This is a genomic window from Streptomyces sp. NL15-2K, assembly GCF_030551255.1.
Taxonomy (GTDB): Bacteria; Actinomycetota; Actinomycetes; order Streptomycetales; family Streptomycetaceae; genus Streptomyces.
On record NZ_CP130630.1, the window covers coordinates 4028308 to 4053293 of the forward strand.

At 72.4% G+C, this 24986-nt stretch carries 21 protein-coding genes; 12 read left to right on the forward strand and 9 right to left on the reverse strand.

Features of this window, described 5'->3' with window-relative positions; genetic code table 11:
- Positions 1 to 26: 26 nt before the first annotated feature.
- Complete coding sequence (locus tag Q4V64_RS17745) at positions 27 to 671, forward strand: chaplin family protein (RefSeq protein ID WP_303710461.1); 645 nt, start codon at positions 27 to 29, stop codon at positions 669 to 671.
- Positions 672 to 739: 68 nt separating this feature from the next.
- On the opposite strand, the gene Q4V64_RS17750 is transcribed toward Q4V64_RS17745, so the two are convergent.
- From Q4V64_RS17750 to Q4V64_RS17765, 4 genes are all read right to left on the reverse strand, one after another.
- Positions 740 to 1606: a tyrosinase family protein gene (locus tag Q4V64_RS17750; protein ID WP_124442154.1), complete on the reverse strand. Its 867-nt coding sequence runs from the start codon at positions 1604 to 1606 to the stop codon at positions 740 to 742.
- A complete protein-coding gene (locus tag Q4V64_RS17755; RefSeq protein ID WP_124442153.1) occupies positions 1590 to 2087 on the reverse strand; it encodes a tyrosinase family oxidase copper chaperone in 498 nt (165 codons plus the stop codon). Before Q4V64_RS17755 ends, Q4V64_RS17750 begins: the two co-directional genes overlap by 17 nt.
- A 189-nt stretch (positions 2088 to 2276) precedes the next feature.
- Complete coding sequence (locus tag Q4V64_RS17760) at positions 2277 to 2831, reverse strand: hypothetical protein (RefSeq protein ID WP_216377655.1); 555 nt, start codon at positions 2829 to 2831, stop codon at positions 2277 to 2279.
- Positions 2832 to 3101: 270 nt separating this feature from the next.
- Positions 3102 to 3758 carry a hypothetical protein gene (locus tag Q4V64_RS17765; RefSeq protein WP_216377651.1) on the reverse strand — a complete coding sequence of 219 codons (657 nt, stop codon included), beginning with the start codon at positions 3756 to 3758 and terminating at the stop codon, positions 3102 to 3104.
- 364 nt (positions 3759 to 4122) lie between these two features.
- Between Q4V64_RS17765 and Q4V64_RS17770 the strand changes: the two genes are divergently transcribed.
- Genes Q4V64_RS17770 through Q4V64_RS17805 form a run of 8 tightly spaced genes read left to right on the forward strand, consistent with a single transcriptional unit; the run spans position 4123 to position 13572 of the window.
- On the forward strand, positions 4123 to 5208 hold the full coding sequence (locus Q4V64_RS17770) for a DUF3344 domain-containing protein (RefSeq protein WP_124442152.1): 1086 nt from the start codon (positions 4123 to 4125) through the stop codon (positions 5206 to 5208).
- A 50-nt stretch (positions 5209 to 5258) separates the two neighbouring features.
- Entirely contained in the window at positions 5259 to 6548 is a 1290-nt protein-coding gene (locus Q4V64_RS17775; protein ID WP_124442151.1) for a glycosyltransferase family 4 protein, read from the forward strand.
- Positions 6545 to 7972: an exopolysaccharide biosynthesis polyprenyl glycosylphosphotransferase gene (locus tag Q4V64_RS17780; protein ID WP_124442150.1), complete on the forward strand. Its 1428-nt coding sequence runs from the start codon at positions 6545 to 6547 to the stop codon at positions 7970 to 7972. The genes Q4V64_RS17775 and Q4V64_RS17780 overlap by 4 nt, the downstream gene beginning before the upstream one ends.
- A 5-nt stretch (positions 7973 to 7977) precedes the next feature.
- Positions 7978 to 9318 (forward strand): O-antigen ligase family protein, encoded by a 1341-nt coding sequence (locus Q4V64_RS17785; RefSeq protein ID WP_124442149.1) that lies wholly within the window; start codon positions 7978 to 7980, stop codon positions 9316 to 9318.
- Entirely contained in the window at positions 9315 to 11003 is a 1689-nt protein-coding gene (locus tag Q4V64_RS17790) for a lipid II flippase MurJ (RefSeq protein WP_124442148.1), read from the forward strand. The genes Q4V64_RS17785 and Q4V64_RS17790 overlap by 4 nt, the downstream gene beginning before the upstream one ends.
- On the forward strand, positions 10987 to 11751 hold the full coding sequence (locus Q4V64_RS17795; protein WP_124442147.1) for a polysaccharide deacetylase family protein: 765 nt from the start codon (positions 10987 to 10989) through the stop codon (positions 11749 to 11751). The genes Q4V64_RS17790 and Q4V64_RS17795 overlap by 17 nt, the downstream gene beginning before the upstream one ends.
- Before the next feature lies 1 nt (position 11752).
- A complete protein-coding gene (locus Q4V64_RS17800; protein WP_124442146.1) occupies positions 11753 to 12922 on the forward strand; it encodes a glycosyltransferase in 1170 nt (389 codons plus the stop codon).
- Positions 12919 to 13572, forward strand: a complete 654-nt coding sequence (locus Q4V64_RS17805; RefSeq protein WP_124442145.1) for a lipopolysaccharide biosynthesis protein — start codon at positions 12919 to 12921, stop codon at positions 13570 to 13572. Before Q4V64_RS17800 ends, Q4V64_RS17805 begins: the two co-directional genes overlap by 4 nt.
- A 41-nt stretch (positions 13573 to 13613) precedes the next feature.
- Here the strand turns inward: Q4V64_RS17805 and Q4V64_RS17810 are convergent, their stop codons facing one another.
- Positions 13614 to 14834, reverse strand: coding sequence for a glycosyl hydrolase (locus Q4V64_RS17810; protein ID WP_124442144.1), 1221 nt, complete (start codon positions 14832 to 14834; stop codon positions 13614 to 13616).
- Between the two features lie 170 nt (positions 14835 to 15004).
- Here Q4V64_RS17810 and Q4V64_RS17815 point away from each other — a divergent pair, with 170 nt between their 5' ends.
- Positions 15005 to 16267 carry an ATP-grasp domain-containing protein gene (locus Q4V64_RS17815; RefSeq protein WP_124442143.1) on the forward strand — a complete coding sequence of 421 codons (1263 nt, stop codon included), beginning with the start codon at positions 15005 to 15007 and terminating at the stop codon, positions 16265 to 16267.
- Positions 16268 to 16269: 2 nt separating this feature from the next.
- Positions 16270 to 17535, forward strand: a complete 1266-nt coding sequence (locus tag Q4V64_RS17820; RefSeq protein ID WP_124442142.1) for an NAD(P)-binding domain-containing protein — start codon at positions 16270 to 16272, stop codon at positions 17533 to 17535.
- A 117-nt stretch (positions 17536 to 17652) separates the two neighbouring features.
- Here the strand turns inward: Q4V64_RS17820 and Q4V64_RS17825 are convergent, their stop codons facing one another.
- Entirely contained in the window at positions 17653 to 18246 is a 594-nt protein-coding gene (locus tag Q4V64_RS17825; protein ID WP_124442141.1) for a chaplin family protein, read from the reverse strand.
- Positions 18247 to 18596: 350 nt separating this feature from the next.
- Here Q4V64_RS17825 and Q4V64_RS17830 point away from each other — a divergent pair, with 350 nt between their 5' ends.
- Positions 18597 to 19196, forward strand: a complete 600-nt coding sequence (locus tag Q4V64_RS17830) for a chorismate mutase (RefSeq protein ID WP_253267151.1) — start codon at positions 18597 to 18599, stop codon at positions 19194 to 19196.
- Between the two features lie 109 nt (positions 19197 to 19305).
- Here Q4V64_RS17830 and Q4V64_RS17835 read toward each other — a convergent pair whose 3' ends face one another.
- From Q4V64_RS17835 to Q4V64_RS17845, 3 genes are all read right to left on the reverse strand, one after another.
- Positions 19306 to 20835, reverse strand: a complete 1530-nt coding sequence (locus Q4V64_RS17835) for a VWA domain-containing protein (protein ID WP_124442139.1) — start codon at positions 20833 to 20835, stop codon at positions 19306 to 19308.
- 435 nt (positions 20836 to 21270) lie between these two features.
- Entirely contained in the window at positions 21271 to 22143 is an 873-nt protein-coding gene (locus Q4V64_RS17840) for an ABC transporter permease (protein ID WP_124442138.1), read from the reverse strand.
- Between the two features lie 3 nt (positions 22144 to 22146).
- Entirely contained in the window at positions 22147 to 24798 is a 2652-nt protein-coding gene (locus tag Q4V64_RS17845) for a CocE/NonD family hydrolase (protein WP_124442137.1), read from the reverse strand.
- Positions 24799 to 24986: the final 188 nt, after the last annotated feature.

Below are 24986 nucleotides of genomic sequence, written 5' to 3' on the forward strand. Positions count from 1 at the left end.
ACCGAGCCAATAAGGAGAACGTCTCTATGTCTCGCATCGCGAAGGTCGGCACTCTCGCTCTCGGCGCGGGCGCCGTGGTGCTCAGCGTGCCCGGTGTCGCCGCGGCGGACGCCGACGCCAAGGCCGCTGCGTTCAACTCGCCCGGCAATGTGATCCAGGTCCCGATCCACGCGCCGATCAACGTGTGCGGAAACACCCTCACCGTGTTCGGCGGTCTCAACCGGGCCGTCGGCAGCGTCTGCGAGAACAAGCACCACAAGAAGCACGCCGAGAACCAGCTCAAGGCGCACGACAAGAAGCACCACAAGGCGCACGACAAGAAGCACCACAAGGCGCACGACAAGAACCAGCTCAAGGCGCACGACAAGAAGCAGTGCAAGGGGCACGACACGCACGACAAGAAGCACCTCAAGAAGCACGCCGAGAACCAGCTCAAGGCGCACGACACGCACGACAAGAAGCACCTCAAGAAGCACGCCGAGAACCAGCTCAAGGCGCACGACACGCACGACAAGAAGCACCTCAAGAAGCACGCAGAGAACCAGCTCAAGGCGCACGACACGCACGACAAGAAGCACCTCAAGAAGCACGCCGAGAACCAGCTCAAGGCGCACGACACGAAGAGCCTCAAGAAGCACGCCGAGAAGGTTCACGAGGTTTACGGCCGCTGACGCGTCGTCCTCACCGAAGAGCCCCGGCGTCCTGGAACGCCGGGGCTCTCCTCTTGGGCATGCCTCACTCACGCGTACCGGTAGATCCGGCCGACGTCCTCGAGCTCGTCCGGCGACACGTCCCACGGCGGCAGCTTCTGGTGCCGGGCCACGATCCGGCCGTGCTGCTCGTCGTCAGGGCCCGGCGGTGTGGCGGGGAGGTAGCGGGCTCCGCGATGACGGCGCTGCCAGCGGTACCACAGCAGGTCGATGGAGGCGTGGTGCAGCCAGAAGACGGGGTCGTTGACGGAGGCGGCACCGAGCATGGCCCCGCCGACCCAGCGGTGCACTCGGTTGTGATTGCGCCAGGAGCTCCTGCCCCGGCCGGTGCCCCAGCCCTCCAGTCGGTTGCGGAAACCTCGCGTGACCGTCGAGTCCCAGGGCGCCACATCGTAGGCGGGTTCCTTCAGCGCCCACTCCAGTTCCCTCTTCGTGGGCAGGTCGAGCGGGGCCCGCGGCCTGCCGAGGTCCCGGGTGAGGAACTTCTCGTCGGTCACGCCCACCTTGATGATCCAGTTGCCCTCCCGGTAGGCGAACGGACCTGTCATCACCTGGCGGTCGGATCGGCGCCCGGTGCCGCCCAGAAGGTCCGCCGTCCACGGCGCGGAGGTGGTCGTGCGGTCGCGCGTCCAGTCCCAGTACGGCAGGGTCACCGACGGGTCCACTCGGCGTAGGGCGCGCTCCAGTTCGAGCAGAAACTGGCGGTGCCACGGCAGGAAGGAAGGGGCCATGTGCGCGGTGCGCAGTCCGTGCTCGCCATCGGCGGAGAAGTGCGCGATGTGCAGGCGCACGAACTCGTCGTACTCGCCGCGCCGTTTGAGCTCCAGCAGCGCCTTGACGAACCGTCGCTTCTCGGCCCTGGTGAGCGTGCCGGCGTCTTTACGCACGTACGCCATGCGGGTGACCCCTGTGCAGGTGTCCACCGTCCACCGGTTGCGGCCCCAGGGCACGCAACCGCTGACCGGAACCGAGTTCGTCGACGGCGGCGCGGGCCGCCTCGAGCGGTGTCGGGTACGAACAGTAGTGGTCCACCATGCTCAGCCAGGTGCCGTCGGCGCGGCGCATCAGATGCAGGGGGCGGCCGTCCACCGTGACATGCCACCGGCCGTCCTCGGGTGTGCCGCCCCCGGGGAGCCACCGACCGCGGATACGGCGGCCGCGGTACGCGACGTCGAAGGCCGTGTCACCCGGGGCGATGCCGGGTCGGGGGTGCCGAGGCCGGGAGGCGGCGGACCCTGAGGTAAGGGCGGCGATGAGTGCGCAGGAGTACAGTCCGCGCGCCAGTTCCCGCCGTGTTCTGCCCAGTGCTTCGGGCCGTGCCGGGTCCGGTGCTCCGTCCCTGGCACCCAGCGGCACTCCGCCGGCGCTGACGACCATGCTCACTCCTCGTCCGGTTCGGTTGGTCCGTAGCGGTAACCGCCGAACGCCCCGCGCGGTCACCGCCGCGCGACCAGGACAGTGATCATCGACGGCCATTCCGGTGACTTGGGGACAGACGAGAGAGCCCCCCGTACGGAGTCGGCCCTCGGACTCACCGAGGGCCGACTCCGTACGGGGGGCGTAGCCCTACATCCACAGATTGCCGCGCAGCGGCTTGGCCTCGTTCAGTGCCTCTGCGGTCTCCTTCACCGTGGGGAGCAGCGACTTGCTGCCCGTGGCACTCGCCTCGAGGGGCAGCTTGGTCTTCACGCCGCCGTTGAGGTCGGTGGCCGCCAGGTCAGCGCTCTGCGGGGCGGAGGCCGGAGCCGGAGCGCTCTGCGGGGCCGGGGCGCTCTGCGGGGCCGGGGCGCTCTGCGGGGCGGGCGCCGGAGCCGGAGCACTCTGCGGGGCCGGGGCGCTCTGCGGAGCCGGAGCCGAAACCGGGGCCGGAGCGGCCTGCGCGGCGGGAGCCGGAGCCGGAGCACTCTGCGGGGCCGGGGCGCTCTGCGGAGCCGGAGCCGGAGCCGAAACCGGGGCCGGAGCCGGAGCCGGAGCACCCTGCGCGGCGGGCGCCACGTCGGGGGCGCTCTGTCCCGGGGCGGCCAGGGTGGGAGCGGTGTTGTGGGCGAACGCCGGCGTGGCGGCACTCGCGGCGATCAAGGACCCGGCAAGGACGGCGGCAGCCTTCAGGGACTTCATCATTGTTCCTTTCTTCGGCAACGCGTGTCACCGGAAGGGGGATTCTGTCGCCGTGCCTAACGAGCTGTGGTCGGCGCGGAAACCGGAGGTGCCGAAGATCGTGAGTCCTCATATGAGATCTCAAAGGGCCGGGCCCCGAACGCGATAAGACCAGAACAAAGTCGGGAGAAACGAAGGAACAACAACATTCGTGGTGCCGCTTCCCGAGGCGGCACCACGAATGGACGAGCTTGGACGAGTGAGAGCCGTACCCGTACGACGCTCATATGACGCTCACAAGGCCGGCCGCAGCACCGTCGTCGACACCGTATTCCCATCGATCGTGAGGGTCTGCTCCGAAGACACCGACGTCGAAGCCGACGTGTCGGTCAGCTCCGGCAGAAGGGCCGGCCCGATGTCGAGCAGCCCGTCGAGGAGGCTGTCCACCTCGGTGAGCAGGTCATCGACCGACGGAAGCACCTCGGTGTCGACACCGGAGGTGATCGCCTCCAGGAGGGTGTCGAGGGCCTCCTCCCAGGCGTCCAGTGCGTCACTCGTTTCGTCGGCACTCGGCTCGGAGGTCCTGAACTCGACGGCGGGCCGGGCGGGAGCTGGCAGCGACACCACGCCCTCCGCCGGAGCTTTGGCGGCCGCCTTGGCCAAGGCGGCCTTCGCGGCGGCGCCCAGTTTCCTGGCCTTGGCGGGAGACAGTTGGCCGTCGTCCTCCTCGAGCACGGCCTTCAGCAGGTGGGCGACCGGGGTGAGTTCGCCCCCCATTTTCTTGACCAGCGCGAGACGCGCGTCCGCGCCGGGGATTCGTCCCTCGGGCGACGCCACATGGCTGTGCTCGCGGGCCGAGTCGGCCGCCATGGCGGCGGGGCCGGTGATCCCGACCAGGAGGGCGGCGCAGAATGCGCTGGACGCGATGCGCCGTGCGGGCAGAGCACACATGGGGATTCCTTTCGACGGGCGATGCATCTTGAGCCCACCGTGAAAGCACCCATGCCTTCCCGCAACCGCTCATACGTTTTTCGTGATCCCGCATTTCCCTCTGTCGCCGAGCCCTGCCTGATCAGACGGTATGTCAGACCGACCGGAGCCCGACTCACGTTCGGGGGAACGGAACCGGCCATGACATTCCCCGACGGGAAGGCGGAGTGCGGGGTTCACGGATCCGACACACTTGTCTGGTTTCACCATATTTGTCTGGTTAGCGACTAGGGTTCGGACGTCTCGAACGCACCCCTCCTGGCGGACACAGCGCACTCGTGCCGCCGCTGCCACCGCCACCTGTTCCGAAAGGGCATCGACGGTCATGCGCCATTCCCTGCGTCCGCTGTTTCGCGGTGCGACCGTGGGCGTCCTCGCCCTTGCCGCGCTGTGGACACCCGGCGGCTTCCCGGCCGCCGCTTCGGCCGCTCCGGCCGCACCGGAGGCGAACAGCCTCGCGTTCGCCCAGCGGTACCGCGCCCGCCAGCACGGCGGCATCGTGCGCGCGGCCAACTCCAGCATCAGCTGCGTGCAGGCCTCGGCGTCTTCGTGCTCGGACGTGCGTGCGGGCGGGCGCGGGGTGAACGGCGACTTCGACATGTTCTACATCGACATCGACCGCGACGCGAACACCTACAACTCCTCCCGCGCGGAGGTTCGTCTGCCCAATGGCTCCCGGGTGTCGTACGCGCGCCTGTACTGGGGCGGCAACCTGCGCGTCGGCGAACAGAAGCCGCCGGAGGACAACGGGCGGGTGCTGATCGCCGAACCCGGCGGGGAGTACAAGGAAGTTCTCGCGGACACGGACGTCGGACACCGCGTGGCGGACGGCGTGGACGCCTTCCAGGCCTCGGCGGACGTCACGCGGCTGGTCCGCGAGGGCGGGGCGGGCCAGTACACCGTGGCGCAGGTCAACGTGGCCATGGGCAAGTCGGAGGCCGGGGCGTGGGGCGGCTGGACGCTGGTCGTGGCGTACGAGAACCCGGAGGAGCCGCTGCGGCACCTCGCGATCTGGGACGGCTTCACCTCGCTGAGATCCGGCGGACCGGAGATCCGGATGGAGGGCGTGAACTTCCCCGCGGGCGCGGGGGGTCGGGCGGGCCTGGTGGCGTATGACGGCGACCGCGGCATCAACGGCGACTCGCTCACCCTGACGACCGGGGCCGGCTCCCTCGCCCTCAGCGACTCCGCCAACCCCCAGGACGACGTCCTGAACTCCACCATCACTCAGCCCGGATCGGATCCGGAGCGTGTGCCGGCGTACGCGAACACCCTCGGCTACGACTCCGACGTGTTCGATCTCGGAAGAGGCCTGCAGCAGGCCGGTGACCAGGTGACCTTCCGGCTTCGTTCCGAGCAGGACGCGGCGTGGGCCGGTGTGCTCTTCGTCGCCGTCGACGCCCAGCGGTGAGCCCGTTGCCGACCACCCCCAGCGCTTTTGTGAGCGAGGAGGCCGCGCATATGCACCTGCCATCCACCGACCCCCGGCCGCGGGTCCTGCACCTCACCCAACCGGTGGACGGTGGGGTCGCGCGCGTCGTGACGGACCTGGTCCGGGCACAGCTGGCGGACGGTCTCGACGTCACCGTGGCCTGCCCCGACAGCGCCCTCACCGCACAACTGCGGGCGCTCGGCGCGAACGTACGGTCCTGGTCCGCGACGCGGTCACCGGGACCGTCGCTCGTGCGGGAAGTACGGCACCTGGCACGCGTGATCGACGAGGCGCGCCCCGATCTGGTGCACGCGCACAGCGCGAAGGCCGGGCTCGCCGGGCGGCTCGCGGTGCGCGGGCGGATTCCGACGGTCTTCCAGCCGCACGCCTGGTCGTTCGAGGCGGTCGGCGGAGCCACCGCGGCCCTGGCGCTCAAGTGGGAACGATTCGGGGCGCGTTGGGCCGCGCGGACGGTGTGTGTGAGCGAGGCGGAACGCGCGACCGGCGTGCGCGCCGGGATCACCGGCCGGTGGACCGTCGTCCCCAACGGCATCGACCCCGAGCGCTTCCGCCCCGCCGACGCCACCGCCGTACGGGCCGGGCTCGCACCGCTCGCCGGCCTCCCCCCGGCGGCGCCGCTCGCCGTCTGCGTCGGGCGGCTGTGCCGGCAGAAGGGGCAGGACGTCCTGCTGCAGGCGTGGGACGCCGTCGCACACCGAGTGCCCGAGGCCCGCCTCGTCCTGGTCGGCGACGGTCCGGACCGCGACCGGCTGCGCGAAGTCGCCCCGGAGTCCGTGCTGTTCGCCGGAGCCGTCACCGACGCCGCCCCCTGGTACCAGGCCGCCGATCTCGTCGTCCTGCCGTCCCGCTGGGAGGGCATGGCGTTGGCGCCGCTGGAGGCCATGGCTTGCGGGCGGCCCGTGGTGGTCACGGATGTCGACGGCGCCCGCGAGAGCCTGCCGTCCTCCGTCGCCGCCCGGTGCCTGGTCCCGCCGGAGAACCCGGCGGTGCTGGCCGAGGCCGTCACCGAATTGCTGCTCGACCCGCCACTGCGTGAGTCGCTCGGCAACCAGAGCCGCCGGCACGTGCTGTCCACCCACGACGTGCGGCACACCGCCGAGGCTGTCGCGGACGTCTACCGCGACCTGCTCGGCACACGGCCCGCCTCCGACGGCGCGCGCCCGTCCCGAGCGGTCGAGCCCGCCGAGGCCTGCGGCGCCAAGAACGGTCAGCCGCTCGACACAGGCTGTGGCGCCGAGGCGAACCAGACAACACAGCGTGTCGAGCCCACAGAGCACAGGGAGTCGATCCACTCGTGACCGCCGAACATACCGTCCCCTCCCCCGGCGCAGAGCCTCGGGAGCAGAGATTCTCAGCAGTCTCGGTCATGCCGCCGCGCGGCACCGCCACCGGTTTCCGGTCCCCCGCCCCGCGACGCCCGACCCGGTCGGCCTCACCGGTCCCGCTGCTCCTCGCAGACGGTGTCGCCGCCCTGTTGGGCACTCTGGCCCTCGCCGAGGCCCAGCGTCAGCCCCTGTTCATCGCCCTGCTGATCGTCGCGTCGCTACTGCTGCGCCCGCGCGACGGCCGGCCGCCGGTGCCGAGGCTGCTGGAGGAAGTGCCCGCCGTCTGCGGCCGCATCGCGGTGGCCTGGCTGGCGGTCTCGGCGCTCTTGGCGGCGTACCGGCCGGAGCACGCGTTGTCCGTCTCTACGGTGCTGATGGGCCTCGCCCTGCAGGCGGCGGCGGGCTGTGTGCTGCGCGGAGCCGTGCACGGGCGCCGGCAGGCCGCACTGCTGCGCCACCCGCACACCGCGCTCGTGATCGGGCCGGCGGCGACCGCGCAGCGCGTGGCCGCCGCCGTGCTGCGCCATCCGCGGTGCGGCGTGCGGCCGGTGGGGATCGTCGCCGAGCAGCCGGACGGCGGCGAGGGCCTGCCGGTGCTGACGACCGGTGAGGAGGTCGAGCGCGCGGTCATCCAGAACGGGGTGCGTGCGGTACTGGCCGTTCACCCCTCCGTACGCGCCGAACAGGGGCCGCTGCTGCGGGCGCTGGCCGAGTCGGGCTGCGTGGTCTGGGAGGTCGACGCCGACACCCCGTCGTACGCGACGCGGGAGCGGCTGGCCGGGTTCTCCTGCCGGCGTCTGGACATGTCCCCGGCGCGCCGCGGCGGAGCGGGCAAGCGGGCCCTCGACATGCTCGTGTCCGGGACGCTGTTGCTGCTGGTCAGTCCGCTGCTCCTGGCATGCGCGGTGACGCTGCGGATCAGCGACGGGCCGGGCGTGGTGTTCCGGCAGGAGCGCATCGGCAGGAACGGAAGACCGTTCACGCTGCTGAAGTTCCGTACGCACCGCCCGGTCGACGAGCACGAGTCGGCGACCCGGTGGAGCGTGGCGAACGAGCACGAGATGCGCTGGTTCTGCCGGATGCTGCGGCGCACCTCGCTCGACGAGCTGCTCCAGCTGTGGAACGTGCTCCGCGGCGACATGAGCCTGGTCGGGCCCCGGCCCGAACGTCCCTACTTCGTCGGGCAGTTCAGCCAGAACTACCCCGGTTACGCGGCCCGCCACCGCATGCGGACCGGCATCACCGGCCTCGCCCAGATCCACGGGCTGCGCGGCGACACCTCGATCGAGGACCGCTGCCGGTTCGACAACGCCTACGTCGACGACTGGTCGCTGTGGCAGGACATCTGCATCCTGCTGCGCACGGCGTCCCTGCTGGTGCGTCCGACGGGGAGCTGAGAGACGTGAGCCACGCCCTGACATCGCTCCCGCGCCGGGCCGCCGCGCTGACGCCGGTCCTGCCCGTGGTGGCCGTGCCCGTCCTGCTGGCCCTGCCGCTGACGCCGGACGGCGCGGGGCCCGCCGACGTGATCTCAGGGCTGGCGGTGGTGTACTGCGGTGTCCGTCTTCTGCGCGAACGGCGGCGCCCGCTGACGCCCGCCGCGGCCATGGTGCTGGCCCTGCCGGTGGTGGGGCTGGCGCTCGCCGCCGTGGGGGCGTCCTCGCCTCAGGCCGGGCTCACCGGCCTGGGGCGTTATCTGCAGATCTTCGTGCTCGTCCCGGCGGCCGTGCTGCTGCTGATCCGCGACCGGGCCGACTTCAGGCTGCTGGCCTGGTCGGTCGTGGGGCTCGGGCTGTGCCAGGGCGCCCTCGGCGTGCACCAGTACGTGACCCGGACCGGCGCCTCCTACCAGGGCGCGGACATCCGGGCGGTCGGCACCTTCGGGCCGCACGACGTGATGGGCATGGCGACGGCGGTCTCCCTCGGCCTGGTGTGCGCGGTCGGGATCGCGCTGGGCCCGGCGTCGGTACGGCAGCGGGCGACCGCCGCCGGGTGCGCTCTGGCGCTGCTCGTGCCGCTCGCGCTCTCCTTCAGCCGGGGCGCCTGGATCGCGACCGTCCTGACCTGCGCCGTGCAGCTGGCGCTGGCCGGGCTGCGGCGCGCGCTGAAGGTGGGCGCGGCCGTGGCCGCCGCGGGCATGGTCCTGGTGGGCGGGTTCGGTGTCGGCTCGGAGCTGCTGCAGGAGCGCATCGACAGCATCACGCAGGTCACGGACGCCCCCGACCACTCCGTCGTCGACCGGTACACCCTGTGGGCGTCCGCCACCGACATGTGGAGCCAACACCCCCTGACCGGCGTCGGGTTGAAGAGCTTTCCCGAGTACCGGGACGGACACGCCACCCTGGCGCTGTCGTCCGCCAGTGACATCGACGGCGCGGGAGTGTCCTTCGACAGGCAGCCGCTGCTGTCGCCGCACAACATGTACCTGCTGGTGCTGAGCGAGCAGGGCCTGATCGGGCTGCTCGGGCTCGCCGGGAGCTGGCTGGCGCTGCTGGTGTGCGGACTGCGCCGGCTGCTGCGCGTCCGCGACCGCGGACCGGGACTCGACTGCGCGCTCGTCGCCTGCGGGCTGCTGGTCTGGCTGCTGACCGACTTCGTGTACGGAGACATCGGCGGCCCCTCGACCGTGCTGACCGCGGTGGCCCTGGGCCTCGTGGCCTGGTGGGCGCTGGCCGGCCACGAGCGGGTGGACGTGTCGCGGGGCGGGGCACGAGAGCGCGTCGAGGAGGCCCTGGCGCGATGACGGTGGTGCCTTCGCAACCCCCCGGATCCGAAAAGGACGCCGCGGCGACCGTACCCGCGGCGCGTGCCGCCACCCAGGCCGGGGACGGCGCCGATCCGGCCCCGTCCTCCCGGAAGTTCCTCGCCAGGGCCGCGCTCGCCACGGCGTCGCTGTCCATCGCCGCCTCCCTGCTCGGCCTGGTGCGCGACCAGGCGCTGGCGCGGCTGTTCGGTGCCGGGAGCGACACGGACGCCTTTCTGGTCGCGTGGACCGTGCCGGAGTTCGCCGCCACGCTGCTCATCGAGGACGGGCTGGCGATCGCGCTGATCCCGGCGTTCAGCATGGCGCTGGCCCGCGGCGCCCGGGGGGCCCCGGGCGACCCGGTCCGCGCCCTGGTCGCCGCCACCCTGCCCCGCCTGTGCCTCGCCTTCGCCGCGGTGGCCGCGCTGGTCGCCGGCACGGCTCCCTACCTGGTCCGGGCCCTCGCGCCCGGCCTGCCCGACCCCCACCTCGCCGCCGACTGCACCCGGCTCACCGCGACCTGCGTGCTGACCTTCGGGCTCGCCGGGTACTGCAGCGCCGCCCTGCGGGCGCACCGCCGCTTCCTCGCGCCCGCGGCGATCTACATCGCCTACAACACCGGCATCATCTCCGCGATGTTCCTGTTCGGCGACCGCTGGGGGGTGCGTTCCGCCGCGGTCGGGGTCGCGGCGGGCGGCTGCCTGATGATCGCGGTGCAACTGCCGTCACTGTGGCGCCAGTTGGTGTCGGACAGGCCGGCCCTCGGCGGGGCCGGGGCCGACGTCGAGGCACGGCCGATGCAACTCGCCCTGGTCGCCTCCGTCCTCCTGTTCGCCCTGTGCCGGCAGTCGCAGGTCCTCGTCGAACGCTTCCTCGCCTCCACGCTGCCCTCCGGGGCCATCTCGCATCTGAACTACGCGCAGAAGGTCGCCCAGATCCCGATGACGCTGTCGCTGATGGTGTGCACGGTCACCTTCCCGATGGTGGCGCGGGCGCTCGCGGACGGCGACACCGAACGGGCCCGCAGCCGCGTGCAGCGGGATCTGGCGCTGGCCTCCTGTCTGGTCCTGCTGGGCATGTGCGCGGTGGTCGCCTGTGCCCCGCAGATGATCGAGCTGCTCTTCCAGCGGGGCGCGTTCACCCCGAGCGACACCGCGGCGACCGCGGACGTCATGCGCGTGTACGCCCTGGGGCTGCTGGGCCAGACCCTGGTGGGCGCCCTGCTCCGCTCCTACTTCTCGGCGGGCCGACCCACCTGGTACCCCTTCGGCGCGATGGCCGCGGGCATCGCCGTGACGTCCGCGATCGGAGCCGTGACCGTACACGCTTGGGGCGTGGCGGGGATCGCCGCCGCCAACGCCCTCGGCATCACCGTCACGGCCGCCCTGATGCTCGCCGGCCTGCGAACGGCCCGGCACGGCAGCCCCTACGGCGTCTCGATCCGCGTCCGGCAGGTACTGGCCGAGCTGAGCAGGCCCGTGTGCGCCGCGGTCGTCGCCACCGTCGCCGGGGCGTTCGCCGCCGGCCGGTTCACGTCCCCGGAGGCCGGTCTGGTGGCCGGCTGCGTGACCGTGACCGCCGTCTTCGTCCCGCTCTCCTGGGCCCTGGGCGCCCAGGGCTCCCCGTCCGCACTGCGCTCCGTACGCACCCTCACACGAAGGCTCACACATGGTCGCTTCCGTTGATTCCATCGGCATCGGCAGACTCCCCGCCGCGCGCCCGGGCCCGGTCCCCTGGGTGGCGATGTACCACTCGGTGGGCGACTGCTCGGACGACCCGTACCGCATCACGGTCACGCCGGAGCGGCTCGAGAGGCAGCTGGCCTGGCTGCGCCGGCGCGGGCTGCGGGGCGTGTCCGTGGCCGAGCTGCTCGCCGCCCGCGCCCGGGGCGAGGGGCGGCGCCTGGTCGGGCTCACCTTCGACGACGGGTACGCCGACTTCGCCACCGACGCCCTGCCGCTGCTGCGCCGCTGGAACTGCGGCGCCACCCTCTTCGTACTGCCCGGACGACTCGGCGGCGACAACGCCTGGGACCCGCTCGGCCCGCGCAAGCCGCTGCTGACCGCGGACGGCATCCGGCACGCGGCCGCCGAGGGCGTGGAGATCGGCTCGCACGGCCTGACGCACGTCGACCTCACCAAGGCCGACGACCTCACCCTCAAGACCGAGGTCGCCGAAAGCCGCGCCCTGCTCACCGAATTGACCGGCACCCGGGTCGACGGCTTCTGCTATCCGTACGGCACGATCGACACCCGCGCCGTCGAGGCCGTACGGGAAGCGGGATACGCCTACGCCTGCGCCATCGACCCCGGCCCGCTGACCGGCCCGCACGCCCTGCCGCGCGTGTACATCGGCCAGGACGACACGGCCTTGCGTCTGCACCTGAAGCACTGGCTGCACCGGCTGCGCCGGCGCCCGGTGGAGGGCCTGTGAGATGAGAGCTCTGCACATCATCACCGGCCTCGGCGTCGGCGGCGCCGAGCAGCAACTGCGCCTGCTGCTGCGGCACCTGCCCGTCGACTGCGACGTCGTCACGCTCACCAACCCCGGCGCGGTCGCCGACGGCCTCACCGCCGACGGCGTCCGCGTCGTGCATCTCGGCATGGGCGGCAACCGCGACCTGGCCGCGCTCCCGCGCCTGGTGCGGCTGATCCGCGCCGGCGGCTACGACCTGGTCCACACGCACCTGTACCGGGCCTGCGTCTACGGCCGGCTCGCCGCACGCGTCGCCGGGGTCCGCGCGGTCGTCGCCACCGAACACTCCCTGGGCGACTCGCAGATGGAGGGCCGCAGGCTGACGGCAGGGGTACGCGCGCTGTACCTCGCCAGCGAGCGGCTCGGTTCGGCGACGGTCGCCGTGTCCTCGGCGGTGGCCGAGCGCCTGAAGCGCTGGGGGGTGCCCGCGCCCCGCATCGAGGTCGTCCCGAACGGCATCGACGTGGACCGCTTCCGCTTCGACCCGGAGCGGCGCGAGCGCACCCGCCGGCGCCTCGGCCTGCCGGAGGGTGCCTGGGTCATCGGCGGCGTCGGCCGGCTCGCCCGGGGCAAGCGGTTCGACGTCCTGGTCCACGCGCTCACCCGGCTCCCGGACGACCACTGGCTGCTGCTGGTGGGCGGCGGCCCCGAGGAGCACGTCCTGCGCCGCATGGCGCACCGGGCCGGCGTGGCCGACCGCGTCCTGTTCACCGGCGAACGCCCCTACGTCCCCGACGGCTCCCCCGGCCCCGACCTGCCCTCCCTCACCTCCGCGATGGACCTGCTCGCGTCCCCGTCCCCGGAGGAGGCCTTCGGCCTGGCCGCCGTGGAGGCCCTGGCCGCCGGCCTGCCCGTGCTCTACGCCTCCTGCCCGGCGATCGAGGACCTGCCGCCGGCCGCCGCCGACGCCCGGCGCGTGCGCGGCGGCCACGAGGCGTACGCCCGCGCGATCGCCGAGGTCCGCGCGGCGGGCCCCCGGCCGCGCACGGCACCGGAGGCCGCGCACCGCCACAGCATCACCCGCAGCGCAGCGCGCCTCATGGACGTGTATGCGGCAGCGGTCTCCCGATCGTCCTCGTCCCCCTCCTCCCCCTCCCCTCTCTCACCTCTGGGAGCCAGCCCCTCATGACCGACACTCCGACCCCGTGGCGCCACCTGTCCCTGGACCGTGTCAGGAGGCTGCCGTCCTGGTGCGTGCTCGCGGCCGGCACCCTCGTCGGGGGCCTGGTCGGCGGCGCGTACGGCCTGCTGACACCCCCGACGTTCACGGCGACCAGTTACGTCGTCGCCGTACCGAACGCGAAGTCCGACCCCGCGCCGGACTCCGCCCTCGGTTTCGCGCAGGCGTACGGCCGGGTCGCCACGCAGCTCGCGGTGCTCGGGGACGCGCAGGTGTGGGCTGGCGTGCCGGTGCGGACACTGCAGCGCAGCGTGCGCACGGCGACCTCGCCGGACGCGCCGATGGTCGCCGTCTCGGCCACGTCCGCGCGCCCCGGTCTCGCCGTCGACATGGCGAACGCGGTCTCCCGCGCGCTGACCCGGCACGCGGACAACACGAGCGGCAACACCCAGGTCCGGCTCGTGCAGTTCTCGCGAGCGGTGCAGCCGACCGAACCGACGTCCGCGTCGGCGGGGGTGACCTCTTTGGTGGGCGCGAGCGCGGGCGGGCTGCTCGGCGGCCTGGCCCTGCTGGCGTGGCCGAGGAAGAGCGGCGAGGACGACGACCCCGTCCCCGCCGCCTCGGTGCCCGGCCCGGCCGCCGCGGCCGACGTGCGATGAGAGCGGCGACGACCGGGCCGGCCGGTGTAGCGGGTGCCCTACTACCAGTCGAAGCGGAAGCAGAGCCTCCCGCCGATCCAGTACTCCACCCAGCTGCCCAGATCCAGCGGCGTGCAGTCCGCCGGGGGCGGCGGTGTGGTGGGCGGGACCGGCTCGGGTGTGGGGGTCGGAGTCGGGGTCACCTCGTCGGTGCGGCCGAGGAAGGCGGACCGGTAGACGCGGGACGACTCGGGGTTGGCCTCGCACTGCCACACACCGTGCGGGCAGTAGTCGGTCAGCGTGTTGTAGAGCGGCCTGTGCTCCTCGATCCACGCGAGCATGCGCCGCATGTACTCGGGATTGTCGCCGTTGCGGAAGAGCCCCCATTCCGGATACGAGATGGGCTTGCCGTGGGCCTTCGCGAAATCCAGGTGTGCCTGCAGCCCGTACGGCTCTGTCACCTGCTCGTCGAAGGACATCCCGGCCGGCTGGTCGTAGGAGTCCATGCCGATGATGTCGACCGTGTCGTCCCCCGGATAGCACTCCGTCCAGGGAACTGCGTCCCGGCCGCGGGTCGGCGTGAAATCGAACCGGAACTTCTGGCCCGGCACCGAACGCATGGTGGTGACGATCCTGTTCCAGTACTTCTTCCAGGCTTCCGGGTCCGGCCCGCAGCGATGGGTGTACGTGGTGCCGTTCATCTCCCAGCCGAGTACGACCACCGTGTCCGGCACCTCCAGCGCGACCAGCTGCTCGGCGAGGGCGCGGAAGTGGTGATCGAACTTCCCGGCAGCGCCCTGCCGCAGCAGCTCCCGGACCTCGTCGTCGGGGACGCCCTCCTCGTTGCGCTCCTGCATGGGGACGTTGAGGACGAGGATCCGGTCGGCCTTCTTGTTGCGCCACTTCGCCCACGCGTCGAGGAAGCCGGGGGCACCCTCGATGTCGCGCCAGCGGTGGCCGGGCAGATAGGTGTGGCCGACGCGGAGCTCGGCACCGCCCAGCCAGTGGCTGAACAGTTCCATGCGGGCCACGCCCCGGGCGTCGGACTTGAGGAAGGCACCGAAGGCCGGCACCTCCTTGCCCGCTGCCGGGCCCGGCATCGGGCTGGTCGCCGGGCCGGTCGCCGGGCTGGTCGCCGGGGTCGGCACCGGAGGACGAGCATCGTCGGGTCGCACCACGTCCACCCCCGCCGGGGAACCGGACGCCAGGGCGACCGACGCGGCGACCACCACCGCGCCCGCGGCCAGCCAGCCGACCCGGACCCGCTTGTGCTGTGGGGTCATGCCTGCTCCTTTCTTCGCTCTCGTCCGGCCTTCTGCCTAAGTTCTCTTTATTGACGAGCAGTCATACGAAGTCAGGCACAGAAAAGCCAATGGCGCCATTGCCGTTGGGGCTTTCGAGTTGCCGCGCTCGCCCGTGCGGGTGAGCCGATCCGAAAGAAGGAGGAGAATTCGTGTCGCTTCTTGACACCCGCGTCCCCGCTGTTTTGCTGCGGATCGACCGGAATCCCTTTCACCACGGAACGCTGGGAGCCGTGCGTTCGCTCGGCAGGGCGGGAGTGGAGGTGCATGTCGTCGCCGATTCGGCGAGAAGTCCCGTCCACTCGTCCCGTTACGTACGTCAGATGCATCCCCCGCCGCTCCCGGGAGCGTCCGCGGACGACATCCTCGGCGTGCTGCGCCGCGTGGCCGACCGGGTCGCCCGTCCCGCCGTCCTGGTACCGCTGGACGACGCGAGCGCGATCGCCGTGGGACGCATGAGGGACGAACTCGCCCCCTCCTACCTGCTGCCGTCGATGCCGGGCACGCTGGCCGAACGCGTCGCCGACAAGGCGGAACTGGCCGCCGTGTGCGCGTCCGCGGGCGTCCCGCACCCGGTGACGCTGATCCCGGACAGTCCGGCGCAGGTCGCCGCCGACGCGCGGCGGCTCGGGCTGCCGCTGGTAGCGAAGTGGAGCCGGCCCTGGCTGCTGCCCGCTGGCAGCGGGCTGCGCAGCACGATGCTGGTCCAGTCCGTGCGGCAGGCGCGGGAGCTGTACCTGCGCACCGAGGAGGCGGGCAGCCGGCTGCTGCTGCAGGCGTACCTGGCGCCGGGAGAGGACCGGGACTGGTTCTTCCACGGCTACGCCGACCACTCGGGCGCCGTGCGCGCGGGCGGGCCGGGCCGCAAGCAGCTGTCCTGGCCGCGGGGAGCGGGGCTGACCGCGGTGGGCTGCTGGACGCCCAACACACAGGTGCAGGCGCTGGCCGAGCGGCTCGCGGGCGAGTTGGGCTACCGCGGCGTCTTCGACCTCGACTTCCGCCGCTGCGGCACGACGGGCCGCTACCACCTGCTCGACTTCAACCCGCGCCCCGGCGCCCAGTTCCGGCTCTTCACGGACAGCGCGGGGCTGGACGTCGTACGGGCCCTGCACCTGGACCTGACGGGCCGTCCGCTGCCGGATGGAGTCCCCAGGGTCGGGCGGGCCTTCGTGGTGGAGAACTACGCGCCGCTGGCCGCGCTGCGTCCGTCGCCGGGCGGACGCGAACTGGCCTGGTACGCCCCGGACGACCGCGTTCCCGGATGGGCGATGTGGGCCATGTGGTGCCGCCATGTGTCCCTTCGGCTGCGGGAGCGGTTGGGCACGACGACGACCGCGGCGGCCGGGCCGGCGCCAGGCCTGATTCCCCGGGCGACCTCGCCCTCCTTTACCGACAACGAGAAAGCGAGCAGTTGAATATGTACGACCTTCTGGTGGTGGGCGCAGGCCCGTACGGTCTGTCGATCGCGTCCCACGCCGCGGCCGCCGGGCTGAACCTGCGCGTGTTCGGCCGGCCCATGGCGTCCTGGCGGGACAACATGCCCCGCGGCATGTTCCTGAAGTCCGAGCCGTGGGCTTCCAACCTCTCCGATCCGGCCGGGCGTTGGCGCCTGGACGCCTACTGCGCGGAGCAGGGCCTGGCGGCGCGTCACGCCAAGCCGATTCCGGTGGAGGCGTTCGCGGCGTACGGCCTGTGGTTCGCACGCCATGCCGTGCCGGAGGTGGACGAGCGCATCGTGACCCGCGTGGCGCCCTGCCCCGGCGGTTTCGCGGTGGTCACCGAGGACGGCGAGGAACTGCACGCGCGGACGGTGGCACTGGCGGTCGGTGTGATGCCGTTCGTCGAGGTACCGCCCGCCCTGCGCGGACTGCACCCGGCGCTGGTGACGCACAGCAGCCACCACAGCGACCTCGACCGCTTCCGCGGCAAGGACGTCACGGTCATCGGTGGCGGCCAGGCGGCCCTGGAGACCGCGGCGCTGCTCTCCGAACAGGGCACGCGCGTACGGGTGCTGGCGCGGGCGGAGCAGCTGCGGTGGAACGATGTGCCGCCGCCCTGGGAGCGCCCCTGGTGGCAGTCGGTTCGCTCCCCGCACAGCGGCCTGGGCCCCGGCTGGCGGAACTGGTTCTACTCGGAGCGCCCCGGCCTGTTCCGGCGGCTGCCGGAGCCGACCCGGGCACGCATCGCGACCACGGCACTGGGGCCGGCCGGCGCGTGGTGGGTACGGGACCGGGTGGAGGGCGTGGTGGAGCTGCTGCCGGGCCACGAGGTCGCCGCGGCCTGTGCGGTGCCGGGCGGCGTACGGCTGGACACGGTGAGCCGCGAGGGCGCCCTGCGCACCCTGGAGACCGAACACGTCATCGCCGCCACGGGGTTCCGGGCGCGCTGCGACCGCCTCGGACTGCTCGCACCCGAGCTGCGCCGGGCGTTGGCTGCCCTGCCCGACGGTTCCCCGGCGGTCGGGCATACTTTCGAGTCCTCCCACCCCGGCCTGTTCCTCGCGGGCCTGCTGACCGCCTCCGGCTTCGGCCCGGCCATGCGCTTCGTCCAGGGCGCGACCTTCACGGCGTCGACGCTCGTCCGAGGAGTACGGCGCCGGCTCGGGGCGACCCCGGCGGGCGGGACGGTCCCCGCACCGGGGGGCAGCAGCCGCAACGAGTCGCCGTCGCCGGTGCGCCGCTGACGACACAAGCCGAACGGGCGGGCCGCTGACGGAGACAGTCGTCAGCGGCCCGCCCGTGTGGTGGCCGTGCGTGCTGGGACGGGTGCCGGACGGGTCGCGTCCGGCACCCTGGCGCGGCTACCGGTAGGAAGCGGCGCGGCCGCGGCGGTACATCAGCACTCCGCCCGCGATCAGTGCGGCACTGGCGGCCGAGACCGCCGCCATGGCCTCGCTGCTGGTCTCACTGCCGGTCTCGGCCAGCTGCGGCGGCTCGCCGACGGGCTGCTCGGCGGGCTTCTCAGGGTGGGTCGCGGGCGGCTTCTCGTCGCTGGTCCGCGTGGGCGGAGTCTTGGGACGGTGCGTCTCGCTGATGCGCGTGGGAGGCGGGGTGGCCTTGTGGACGGGCGGAGGCGTCTTCCGCACGATCGGCGCCAGGGGCGTGTCGTCCTCGGCGCCGTAGCCGTCGTCGTCGCCGTGGCCGTGGCCGTACGAGTCGTTGACGCAGAGATTGCCGTACGCGCGGCCGAGCACCTCGATCACGCTGATGGTGTTGCCGCACACGTTCACCGGCACCTCGATCGGCACCTGCACGATGTTCCCGGACAGCACACCGCCGGAATCCTTGGCGACTGCCGTCGCGTCCGTGTCGGCGAAGGCGGGGCTGCCGTAGAGGGACAGAATGCCCGTGGCGGCGGCCGCCGCGAACACTCCCCTGCTCAGGGTCTGTCGCAAGGTGATTGCCTTCCTGCTTGGAGAATCGGGAAAACCGGCCTTGGAAGGGAGATCGACGTCCAAGGCCGGCCATGACGCAGCCGGGAGGATGGTGCGTGGGGCGGTCAGCCGTTGCTCGGCACGGTTTTCGACCCGGTCGAGTGCCGACGCCAAATAGGCCGTGTCACCGCGGACGGCCCGGGCTGAGGAATCGGGAACCGGCTCAGTACTATCGCCTTCTCGAGCACTGCGCGTTCCTTTCTCATGGCGTCGCATGCCGTACCGCTTCATCAACCCGACGCATGAGAATTGGTTTCGCGGGTTCACCCGGTTGGCCCGCGCCGCATTCCCCCCACGAAAGGACACACCCCGTGCGTTCCTCACTTCTCCGGTCGGCGGTGGTCGCCGTCTGTGCCTCCGCCGCCGTGGTCCTGTCCGGTACCGCGCCCGCGGTCGCGCAGTCCCCCGCACCAGCGGTCGCCGTCGCGCCCGGACTCACCCCGCTGACCGATCTGTTCGCCGAGCGGCTGTTGCTCGCCGACAAGGTGGCCGCGGCCAAGTACGGCACCGACAAGCCGATCGACGACCCGGTGCGCGAGCAGCAGATACTGGACGACGTGGCCGCCCGGGCAGTCGGGCTCGGGCTGGACCCGGACGCCGTGCAGGCCGTCTTCCGGGACCAGATAGAGGCGAACAAGCTGGTGCAGCGCGGGCTGTACGCCCGCTGGGACGCACACCCCGAGCAGCGGCCCACCGAGCGGCCGGACCTGGTGAAGGAGGTCCGGCCGCAGCTGGACCGCATCACGACACAGGTGCTCTCCGAGTTGGAGCAGACGGAGGGGCTGCGGGCCAAGCCCTCCTGCGCGCCGCGGCTGTCCGTCGCCGCCGCGCGATCCGCCCACGGCCATCGGTTGGACCTGCTGCATCTGGAGGGGCTGGCGCGGGCGTTGCCGTCCGTCTGCGCCGACTAGTCCCCCCGTTCCGGCGAGGGCTTTGCGGGCCGTGACCGCGGTGTCCGGGTCCCGGCCCTCGCCGGGTACGGCGCCCTCGTCGTGGCGGACGAAGGGACGTAAGGGCTGATCAACCCGTGAGATGCGTCGCCCGGCCGATGGTGTCGGCGAGGCCGCGTACCGCCTCGTCCTCGGTGGTGTCCGCCAAGTCGTCGGCCTTTTCGCCCAGTTCACGGACGGACGGGGCGCCGGGCAGGGAGTGCCGGCGTTCGTCGCCCCTGCGCAGGGCGTCGGCGAAGTAGGCGGCCACGGCGGTGACTTGGAGGCGGGGGCTCGCGCTCCACAGGGAGTCGTCGAGGGAGCCGGACTCCAGTTGGCCGGACTCCTCGTGCGGGGTGCGGGTCTCGGGGTCCTGCCAGCGGACGGTCGCGGTGGCGAGGTGGCCGTCGGCGCCGGGCTTGGTGCGCACGGCGTAGAGGGCGGTGACCGTGTGGCCGGGGCCGACCTCGCCGCCGTCGACACGGTCGTCCCGGAAGTCGTCGTCGGCGACGCGGCGGTTGTCGTAGCCGACGAGACGGAACTCGGCGACCGTCTCCGGGTCGAAGGCGACCTGCGCCTTGGCGTCGCGGGCGGTGAGGTCGATGTGCCGCGGAAGCTGTTCGCAGAAGACCTGTTCGGCCTCGTCCTCCCCGGACACGTAGACCGTGTGGCCGTCGCCCTTGTCGGCGAGGCGTTCCATCAGGGCGTCGCCGTAGTCGCTGCCGACGCCGACTCCGAAGAGGGTGATGCCGTGCTCGCGGCGGGCACCGTCGATGCGTTCGAGGATGGAGTCGGGGTCGGTGTCGCCGTCGTTGGCGAGGGCGTCGGAGACCAGGACGACTCGGTTGGTGGCGCCCTCGCGCAGGCCCTCCACGGCCGTCGCGTAGCCGGTCTCGACGCCCGCGCCGAGGTTGGTGGAGTACGTCGGCTCCAGGCCGTCGATCGCGTCGTGGATCTCGTCCCGGTTGCCGTCGAGCCGGGTCATCGGCAGGACGGTCTCGGCCTCGTCGCTGAAGGTGACGATCGCCACCGAGTCGTCGTCGCGCAGCCGGTCGGTCATCACGCCGAGGGACTCCTGCGCGAGGTCCAGGCGGCCGGGTTCGGCCATGGAGCCGGAGATGTCGATGACGAAGGTGAGGGCGGCGGGCGGGCGTTCGCCCCGCTGTTCGGCGGGGCGGGTGGCCAGGCCGACGCGGACCAGGGACCAGTCCTCCTCGTCGGTGCGGGCGCCGTCGACGGTCACCGAGAAGCCGTTGCCGTCGGGGCGTTCGTAGTCCTGGCGGAAGCTGTTGACGAACTCCTCGGGGCGGATGGTCGAGGGGTCGGGGCGCCGGCCCTCGGCGAGGGTGCGGCGGGCGTAGCCGTAGGAGGCGGTGTCGACGTCGAGGGCGAAGGTGGAGAGGTAGTCGGGGGACGGGGCGATGTCGCGGGATTCGTCGTCGGGGCCGGTACGGTCCTGTTCCCCCTGGCTGTAGTGGGGGGCCGGGAAGCCGGTCGCCCCTTCCGCCCGGTCCATGCTGCTGCTCCCGTCGTCGGTGTCGCTCGCGCCGCAGCCGGCGAGCAGCAGGCCGCTCGCCGCGGTGAGGGCGAGCAGAGCGCCGCGTATTCGGTACCGTTCCATTTTCCGTGCCCCCTGGGTCCGTCAGGTCAGTCCTGTGACGTCGACATCTGTGACTGTGACGGGCCAGGGGGCGGGAACGTGCGCCACGGAGCGTTGCGGAAGGGTCTCGAAGAGGCCACGCGGCAGGGGCGTCGAGACCGGTAGGTGATCCTCCGTTGACCTAGGGCCTGTGTCGGAAGTGGCGTCGTCCGCCCGGAGGGCGGGCCGGGCGCCCGCCGCGATGGGGGTCCCCCCGCTCGAGCGAAGCCGAGAGTGGGGGAGGCTGATGACTGCGTTGGTGCGTGCTCTCGGCGCGCCGGGCGGAAGGCCCCGTCGATGGACCGGATGTACTTGGGCTTTCGCCCGGTGCGGCGAGTGGGGGCACCTCCCACGCCCTTAAGGCAGTGGGGGAGCGTGCCGGGCGTCGCCCGGCAGGCGCCACTTCCGACACAGGCCCTAGGACACCACGTCCTTGCGGGCGAAACCCCTGAAGGCCAGGGCGAACAGCACGAGGGCGTACGTTACCGACAGGGCCGTGCCCTCGATCATGCGGGACCACTCGAGTTGCGGCTGCACGGTGTCGAGCCAGGCGTACTGCCAGTGCGCGGGCAGGAAGTCGCGCCAGTCGCCGAGGGCCGTCACCTGGTCCAGCACGTTGCCGACGATGGTCAGACCGACCGCGCCGCCGACCGCGCCCAGCGGCGCGTCCGTCTTCGTGGACAGCCAGAACGCCAGGGCCGCGGTGACCAGTTGGTACACGAAGAGGTACGCCACGGTGATCGCCAGGCGCTCGGCCGCGGTGCCGAAGGCCAGCGTGCCGCCGGTGGGCAGCTCCAGCGGGCCCGTGCCGTACGCCGCCATGCCGACCGCGAGCGCGACGAGCGGCAGCAGCACCATCGCCGCGAGGCTCAGGCTCAGCCCGACGACGAGCTTGGACCACAGCAGGCGGGCGCGCGGCACGGGGGCGGCGAGGAGATAGCGCAGGGAGGACCAGCTGGCCTCCGAGGCGACCGTGTCCCCGCAGAACAGCGCGACGGGGATGACGAGCAGGAAGCCCGCGGAGGCGAAGAGGTTCACCGCGGCGAAGTTCGCCCCGGACGCGGTGGCCGTGTCCATGAGGGTCACGCCCTCGTTGCCGCCGCCCGGTTCGCCACCGACCTGGAAGGCGATGAGCAGGACGAACGGCAGGGCGAACAGGATGCCGCCCATGACGAGCGTGCGGCGCCGCTTCAGCTGCCGGACCAGCTCGACCCGGATGGGCAGCGTACGGCCGGCGCGGTAGCCGTCGGCGACCTCGACGGGCTTGGCGCGGTCGGTCACCGTGCTCATGCTTCAGTCTCCGATCAGGGTGAGGAAGGCCTCTTCGAGGCCGCGGTGGGGGCCCACCGACGCCACGGGCACTTCCAGCCGGACGAGTTCGGCGACCAGGCGCTGTGCGGTGCCGTCGGGGTCGAGCCGTACCACCAGACCGTCGTCGGTGCGGACCGCCGAGGCCACGCCGGGCAGCGCGGCGACCTTGTCGACGACGGGCTCGTCGACGGGTGCGGCCGTGCCGACCAGCAGCGTGTCGCCCGAGCCGATGATCTCCGCGACCGGACCCGCCTGGACGAGTCGGCCGTGGTCCATGACCACCAGGTGGGTGCAGGTCTGCTCGACCTCCGCGAGGAGGTGGCTGGAGACGATCACCGTGCGGCCGGCCGCCGCGTAGCGGATCATCACCTCGCGCATCTCGCGGATCTGCGGCGGGTCGAGACCGTTGGTCGGCTCGTCGAGGATCAGCAGGTCCGGCAGGCCGAGCATGGCCTGCGCGATGGCGAGCCGCTGGCGCATGCCCTGGGAGTACGTGCGGACCGCGCGGGCCAGCGCCTCGCCGAGGCCGGCGATCTCCAGGGCCTCGTCCAGGTGGGCGTCCTCGGGCGGGCGGCCGGTGGCCCGCCAGTACAGCTCCAGGTTCTCGCGGCCGGACAGGTGCGGGAGGAAGCCCGCGCCCTCGACGAAGGCTCCGACGCGGGACAGCACCGGGGCGCCGGCCACGATCGCGTGGCCGAAGACGCGGATCTCGCCGCCGTCCGGCTTGATCAGGCCCATCAGCATGCGCAGGGTCGTCGTCTTGCCCGCGCCGTTCGGGCCGAGCAGGCCGAGGACCTGGCCCTTCTCCACGCGGAAGGACAGGTCCCGGACCGCGTACCGGTCCGCCGACTTGGCGTACCGCTTGCTCAGGTCCGTGATCTGGAGGGGGACTTCGGCCAGCGCGGGGTCGGGGGCGGGCGTCGCGGTGCGGCGCCGGGCCGACAGCAGCAGGGCCAGCGCGATCGCCGCGCCGACGGGCGGCAGCCACCACACCCATCCGGCGAGCTGCGCCGCCTGGTCCGTCTCGCCGAGGGCCGTCGGCACCTTCAGGTCGCCCTTCAGGGAGACCGTGTACGTCGCCGGCGTCACCGGGGACGCGTAGCCGAGGTCCGTCGAAGCCAGGACCAGGCGCAGGCGGTGGCCCTGGTCGACCTCGTGGTCGATCGCCGGGAGGGTGATCTCGACGTCCTTGCCGGCCTTGGCGCCCTCGACCCGGATGGGCTCGACCAACTGGGAGGGCAGCACCTGCTGCTGACCGCCGCCGGGGCCGACGTCGTACACCTTGGCGAAGAGCACGGCGTCGTCGCTGGTGGACTTCACATGGACGGTGGCCGTCGGCGAGCCGGTGATCTGCACGCCGTCCGTCACGGGCGCGGACTCGAACGCGGCGAACTGGCCCGGGAAGTCCAGCGAGATCCCGATGCCGAGCGTGGACAGCTGGGCGAGGCCGCCGCCGGCGCTGCCGAGGCCGGGCAGGGCCGACACGGCGGGCGGGTTGGCGCCGGCCGGGTTGTCGAAGCTCTGCTCGCGCCCGGCGAGGGCGATCGAGCGCGGGTCGCCCTCCAGGCCCGGGTACGTGACGTCGCTCACGCCGCTGAGCCGTGTCTCGCCGTCCCCGCTTCCGGTGCCGAGGGTGCGGGTGACCCGGAACTCGGGGCCGGTGTCGGCGCCCTTGTCGTCCTTGAGGTACCGGTCGAACCAGGACTGCACGCGCCCCTGGACGCGGCTCGTCTCCATGTCGCCGCCGTCGTGGCCGCCCGAGATCCAGTCGACGTCGACCGGGGCGCCGTTGGCACGGATCGCCTTCGCGGCCGCGTCGGCCTGGCCGAGCGGGAAGAGGGAGTCGGTCTGCCCCTGGAGGAGGAGCGTGGGCACCTTGATGCGGTCACCGACGGCGGACGGCGAGCGCTCCTCCAGCATCTGCCGGGCCTGTGCGTCCGGGGTGCCGGACTCGGCGACCCGCTCGTACATCTGGCAGATCTGGGTCTCGAACTTCTCGCAGCCGCCTGCGGAGTTGACGAAGATGCCCGCCCAGAGCTTCTTGAAGACGCCGTTCGGGAAGAGGGCGTCCGCGAGGTTCCAGTACGTGATCGCCGGGGCGATGGCGTCCACCCGGTCGTCGTATCCGGCGGCCAGCAGCGAGATCGCGCCGCCGTACGAGGCTCCGGCGACGCCCACGCGGGGGTCGCCGGTCTTGTCGAGCTGAACCTGCGGCTGCTTCGCCAGCCAGTCGATCAGCTTGGAGACGTCGGCGACCTCGCCCTTGGGGTCGTTCAGCCCGACCTTGCCGGTCGACCTGCCGAAGCCGCGGGCCGACCAGGTCAGGACCGCGTACCCGTCCCGGGCGAGGTCCTGCGCCTGCTGCCGTACGTCGTTCTTGCTGCCGCCGAAGCCGTGGGCGAGGAGGACGGCGGGGCGGCGGCCCGAGGCGCCGGAGGTGAAGTACGAGGTGTCGATCCGCACCCCGCCACCCATGTCCATGACCCGGTCGGTGCTGCGCACCGGCGGCGCGTCATCTGAGGCGACGGCCGTCCATGTACCGGCACCGGCGAGGACGACGACGGAGGCCGCGGCGGCTATCCACCGTCGCGGCCTCCGCATGCGCCCCCGCAGTCCGGGCAATCGAAGATCCATGCTTCAACGGTACGGGGTCAACCTGTCGGCAAGTTATCTACTGGAGACCGAGCCGGGGGCCCTCCCAGGGGTGTACGGCCGTCCGGCGTGTACCGCAGGCGTGGTACGGCGAGCATGGACCAGGCCGGCCCCTCGACGCCATACACCTCCGCGTCGTCGAATCCGGCCGTGGCCACCTCGTCGCGCAG

Excerpts from the sequence above, each read along its gene's own strand:
- Q4V64_RS17745 (WP_303710461.1), top strand. The coding sequence starts at position 27 with ATGTCTCGCATCGCGAAGGTCGGCACTCTCGCTCTCGGCGCGGGCGCC.
- Q4V64_RS17750 (WP_124442154.1), bottom strand. The coding sequence starts at position 1,606 with ATGGCGTACGTGCGTAAAGACGCCGGCACGCTCACCAGGGCCGAGAAG.
- Q4V64_RS17755 (WP_124442153.1), bottom strand. The coding sequence starts at position 2,087 with ATGGTCGTCAGCGCCGGCGGAGTGCCGCTGGGTGCCAGGGACGGAGCA.
- Q4V64_RS17760 (WP_216377655.1), bottom strand. The coding sequence starts at position 2,831 with ATGATGAAGTCCCTGAAGGCTGCCGCCGTCCTTGCCGGGTCCTTGATC.
- Q4V64_RS17765 (WP_216377651.1), bottom strand. The coding sequence starts at position 3,758 with ATGTGTGCTCTGCCCGCACGGCGCATCGCGTCCAGCGCATTCTGCGCC.
- Q4V64_RS17770 (WP_124442152.1), top strand. The coding sequence starts at position 4,123 with ATGCGCCATTCCCTGCGTCCGCTGTTTCGCGGTGCGACCGTGGGCGTC.
- Q4V64_RS17775 (WP_124442151.1), top strand. The coding sequence starts at position 5,259 with ATGCACCTGCCATCCACCGACCCCCGGCCGCGGGTCCTGCACCTCACC.
- Q4V64_RS17790 (WP_124442148.1), top strand. The coding sequence starts at position 9,315 with ATGACGGTGGTGCCTTCGCAACCCCCCGGATCCGAAAAGGACGCCGCG.
- Q4V64_RS17795 (WP_124442147.1), top strand. The coding sequence starts at position 10,987 with ATGGTCGCTTCCGTTGATTCCATCGGCATCGGCAGACTCCCCGCCGCG.
- Q4V64_RS17800 (WP_124442146.1), top strand. The coding sequence starts at position 11,753 with ATGAGAGCTCTGCACATCATCACCGGCCTCGGCGTCGGCGGCGCCGAG.
- Q4V64_RS17805 (WP_124442145.1), top strand. The coding sequence starts at position 12,919 with ATGACCGACACTCCGACCCCGTGGCGCCACCTGTCCCTGGACCGTGTC.
- Q4V64_RS17810 (WP_124442144.1), bottom strand. The coding sequence starts at position 14,834 with ATGACCCCACAGCACAAGCGGGTCCGGGTCGGCTGGCTGGCCGCGGGC.
- Q4V64_RS17820 (WP_124442142.1), top strand. The coding sequence starts at position 16,270 with ATGTACGACCTTCTGGTGGTGGGCGCAGGCCCGTACGGTCTGTCGATC.
- Q4V64_RS17835 (WP_124442139.1), bottom strand. The coding sequence starts at position 20,835 with ATGGAACGGTACCGAATACGCGGCGCTCTGCTCGCCCTCACCGCGGCG.
- Q4V64_RS17840 (WP_124442138.1), bottom strand. The coding sequence starts at position 22,143 with ATGAGCACGGTGACCGACCGCGCCAAGCCCGTCGAGGTCGCCGACGGC.
- Q4V64_RS17845 (WP_124442137.1), bottom strand. The coding sequence starts at position 24,798 with ATGGATCTTCGATTGCCCGGACTGCGGGGGCGCATGCGGAGGCCGCGA.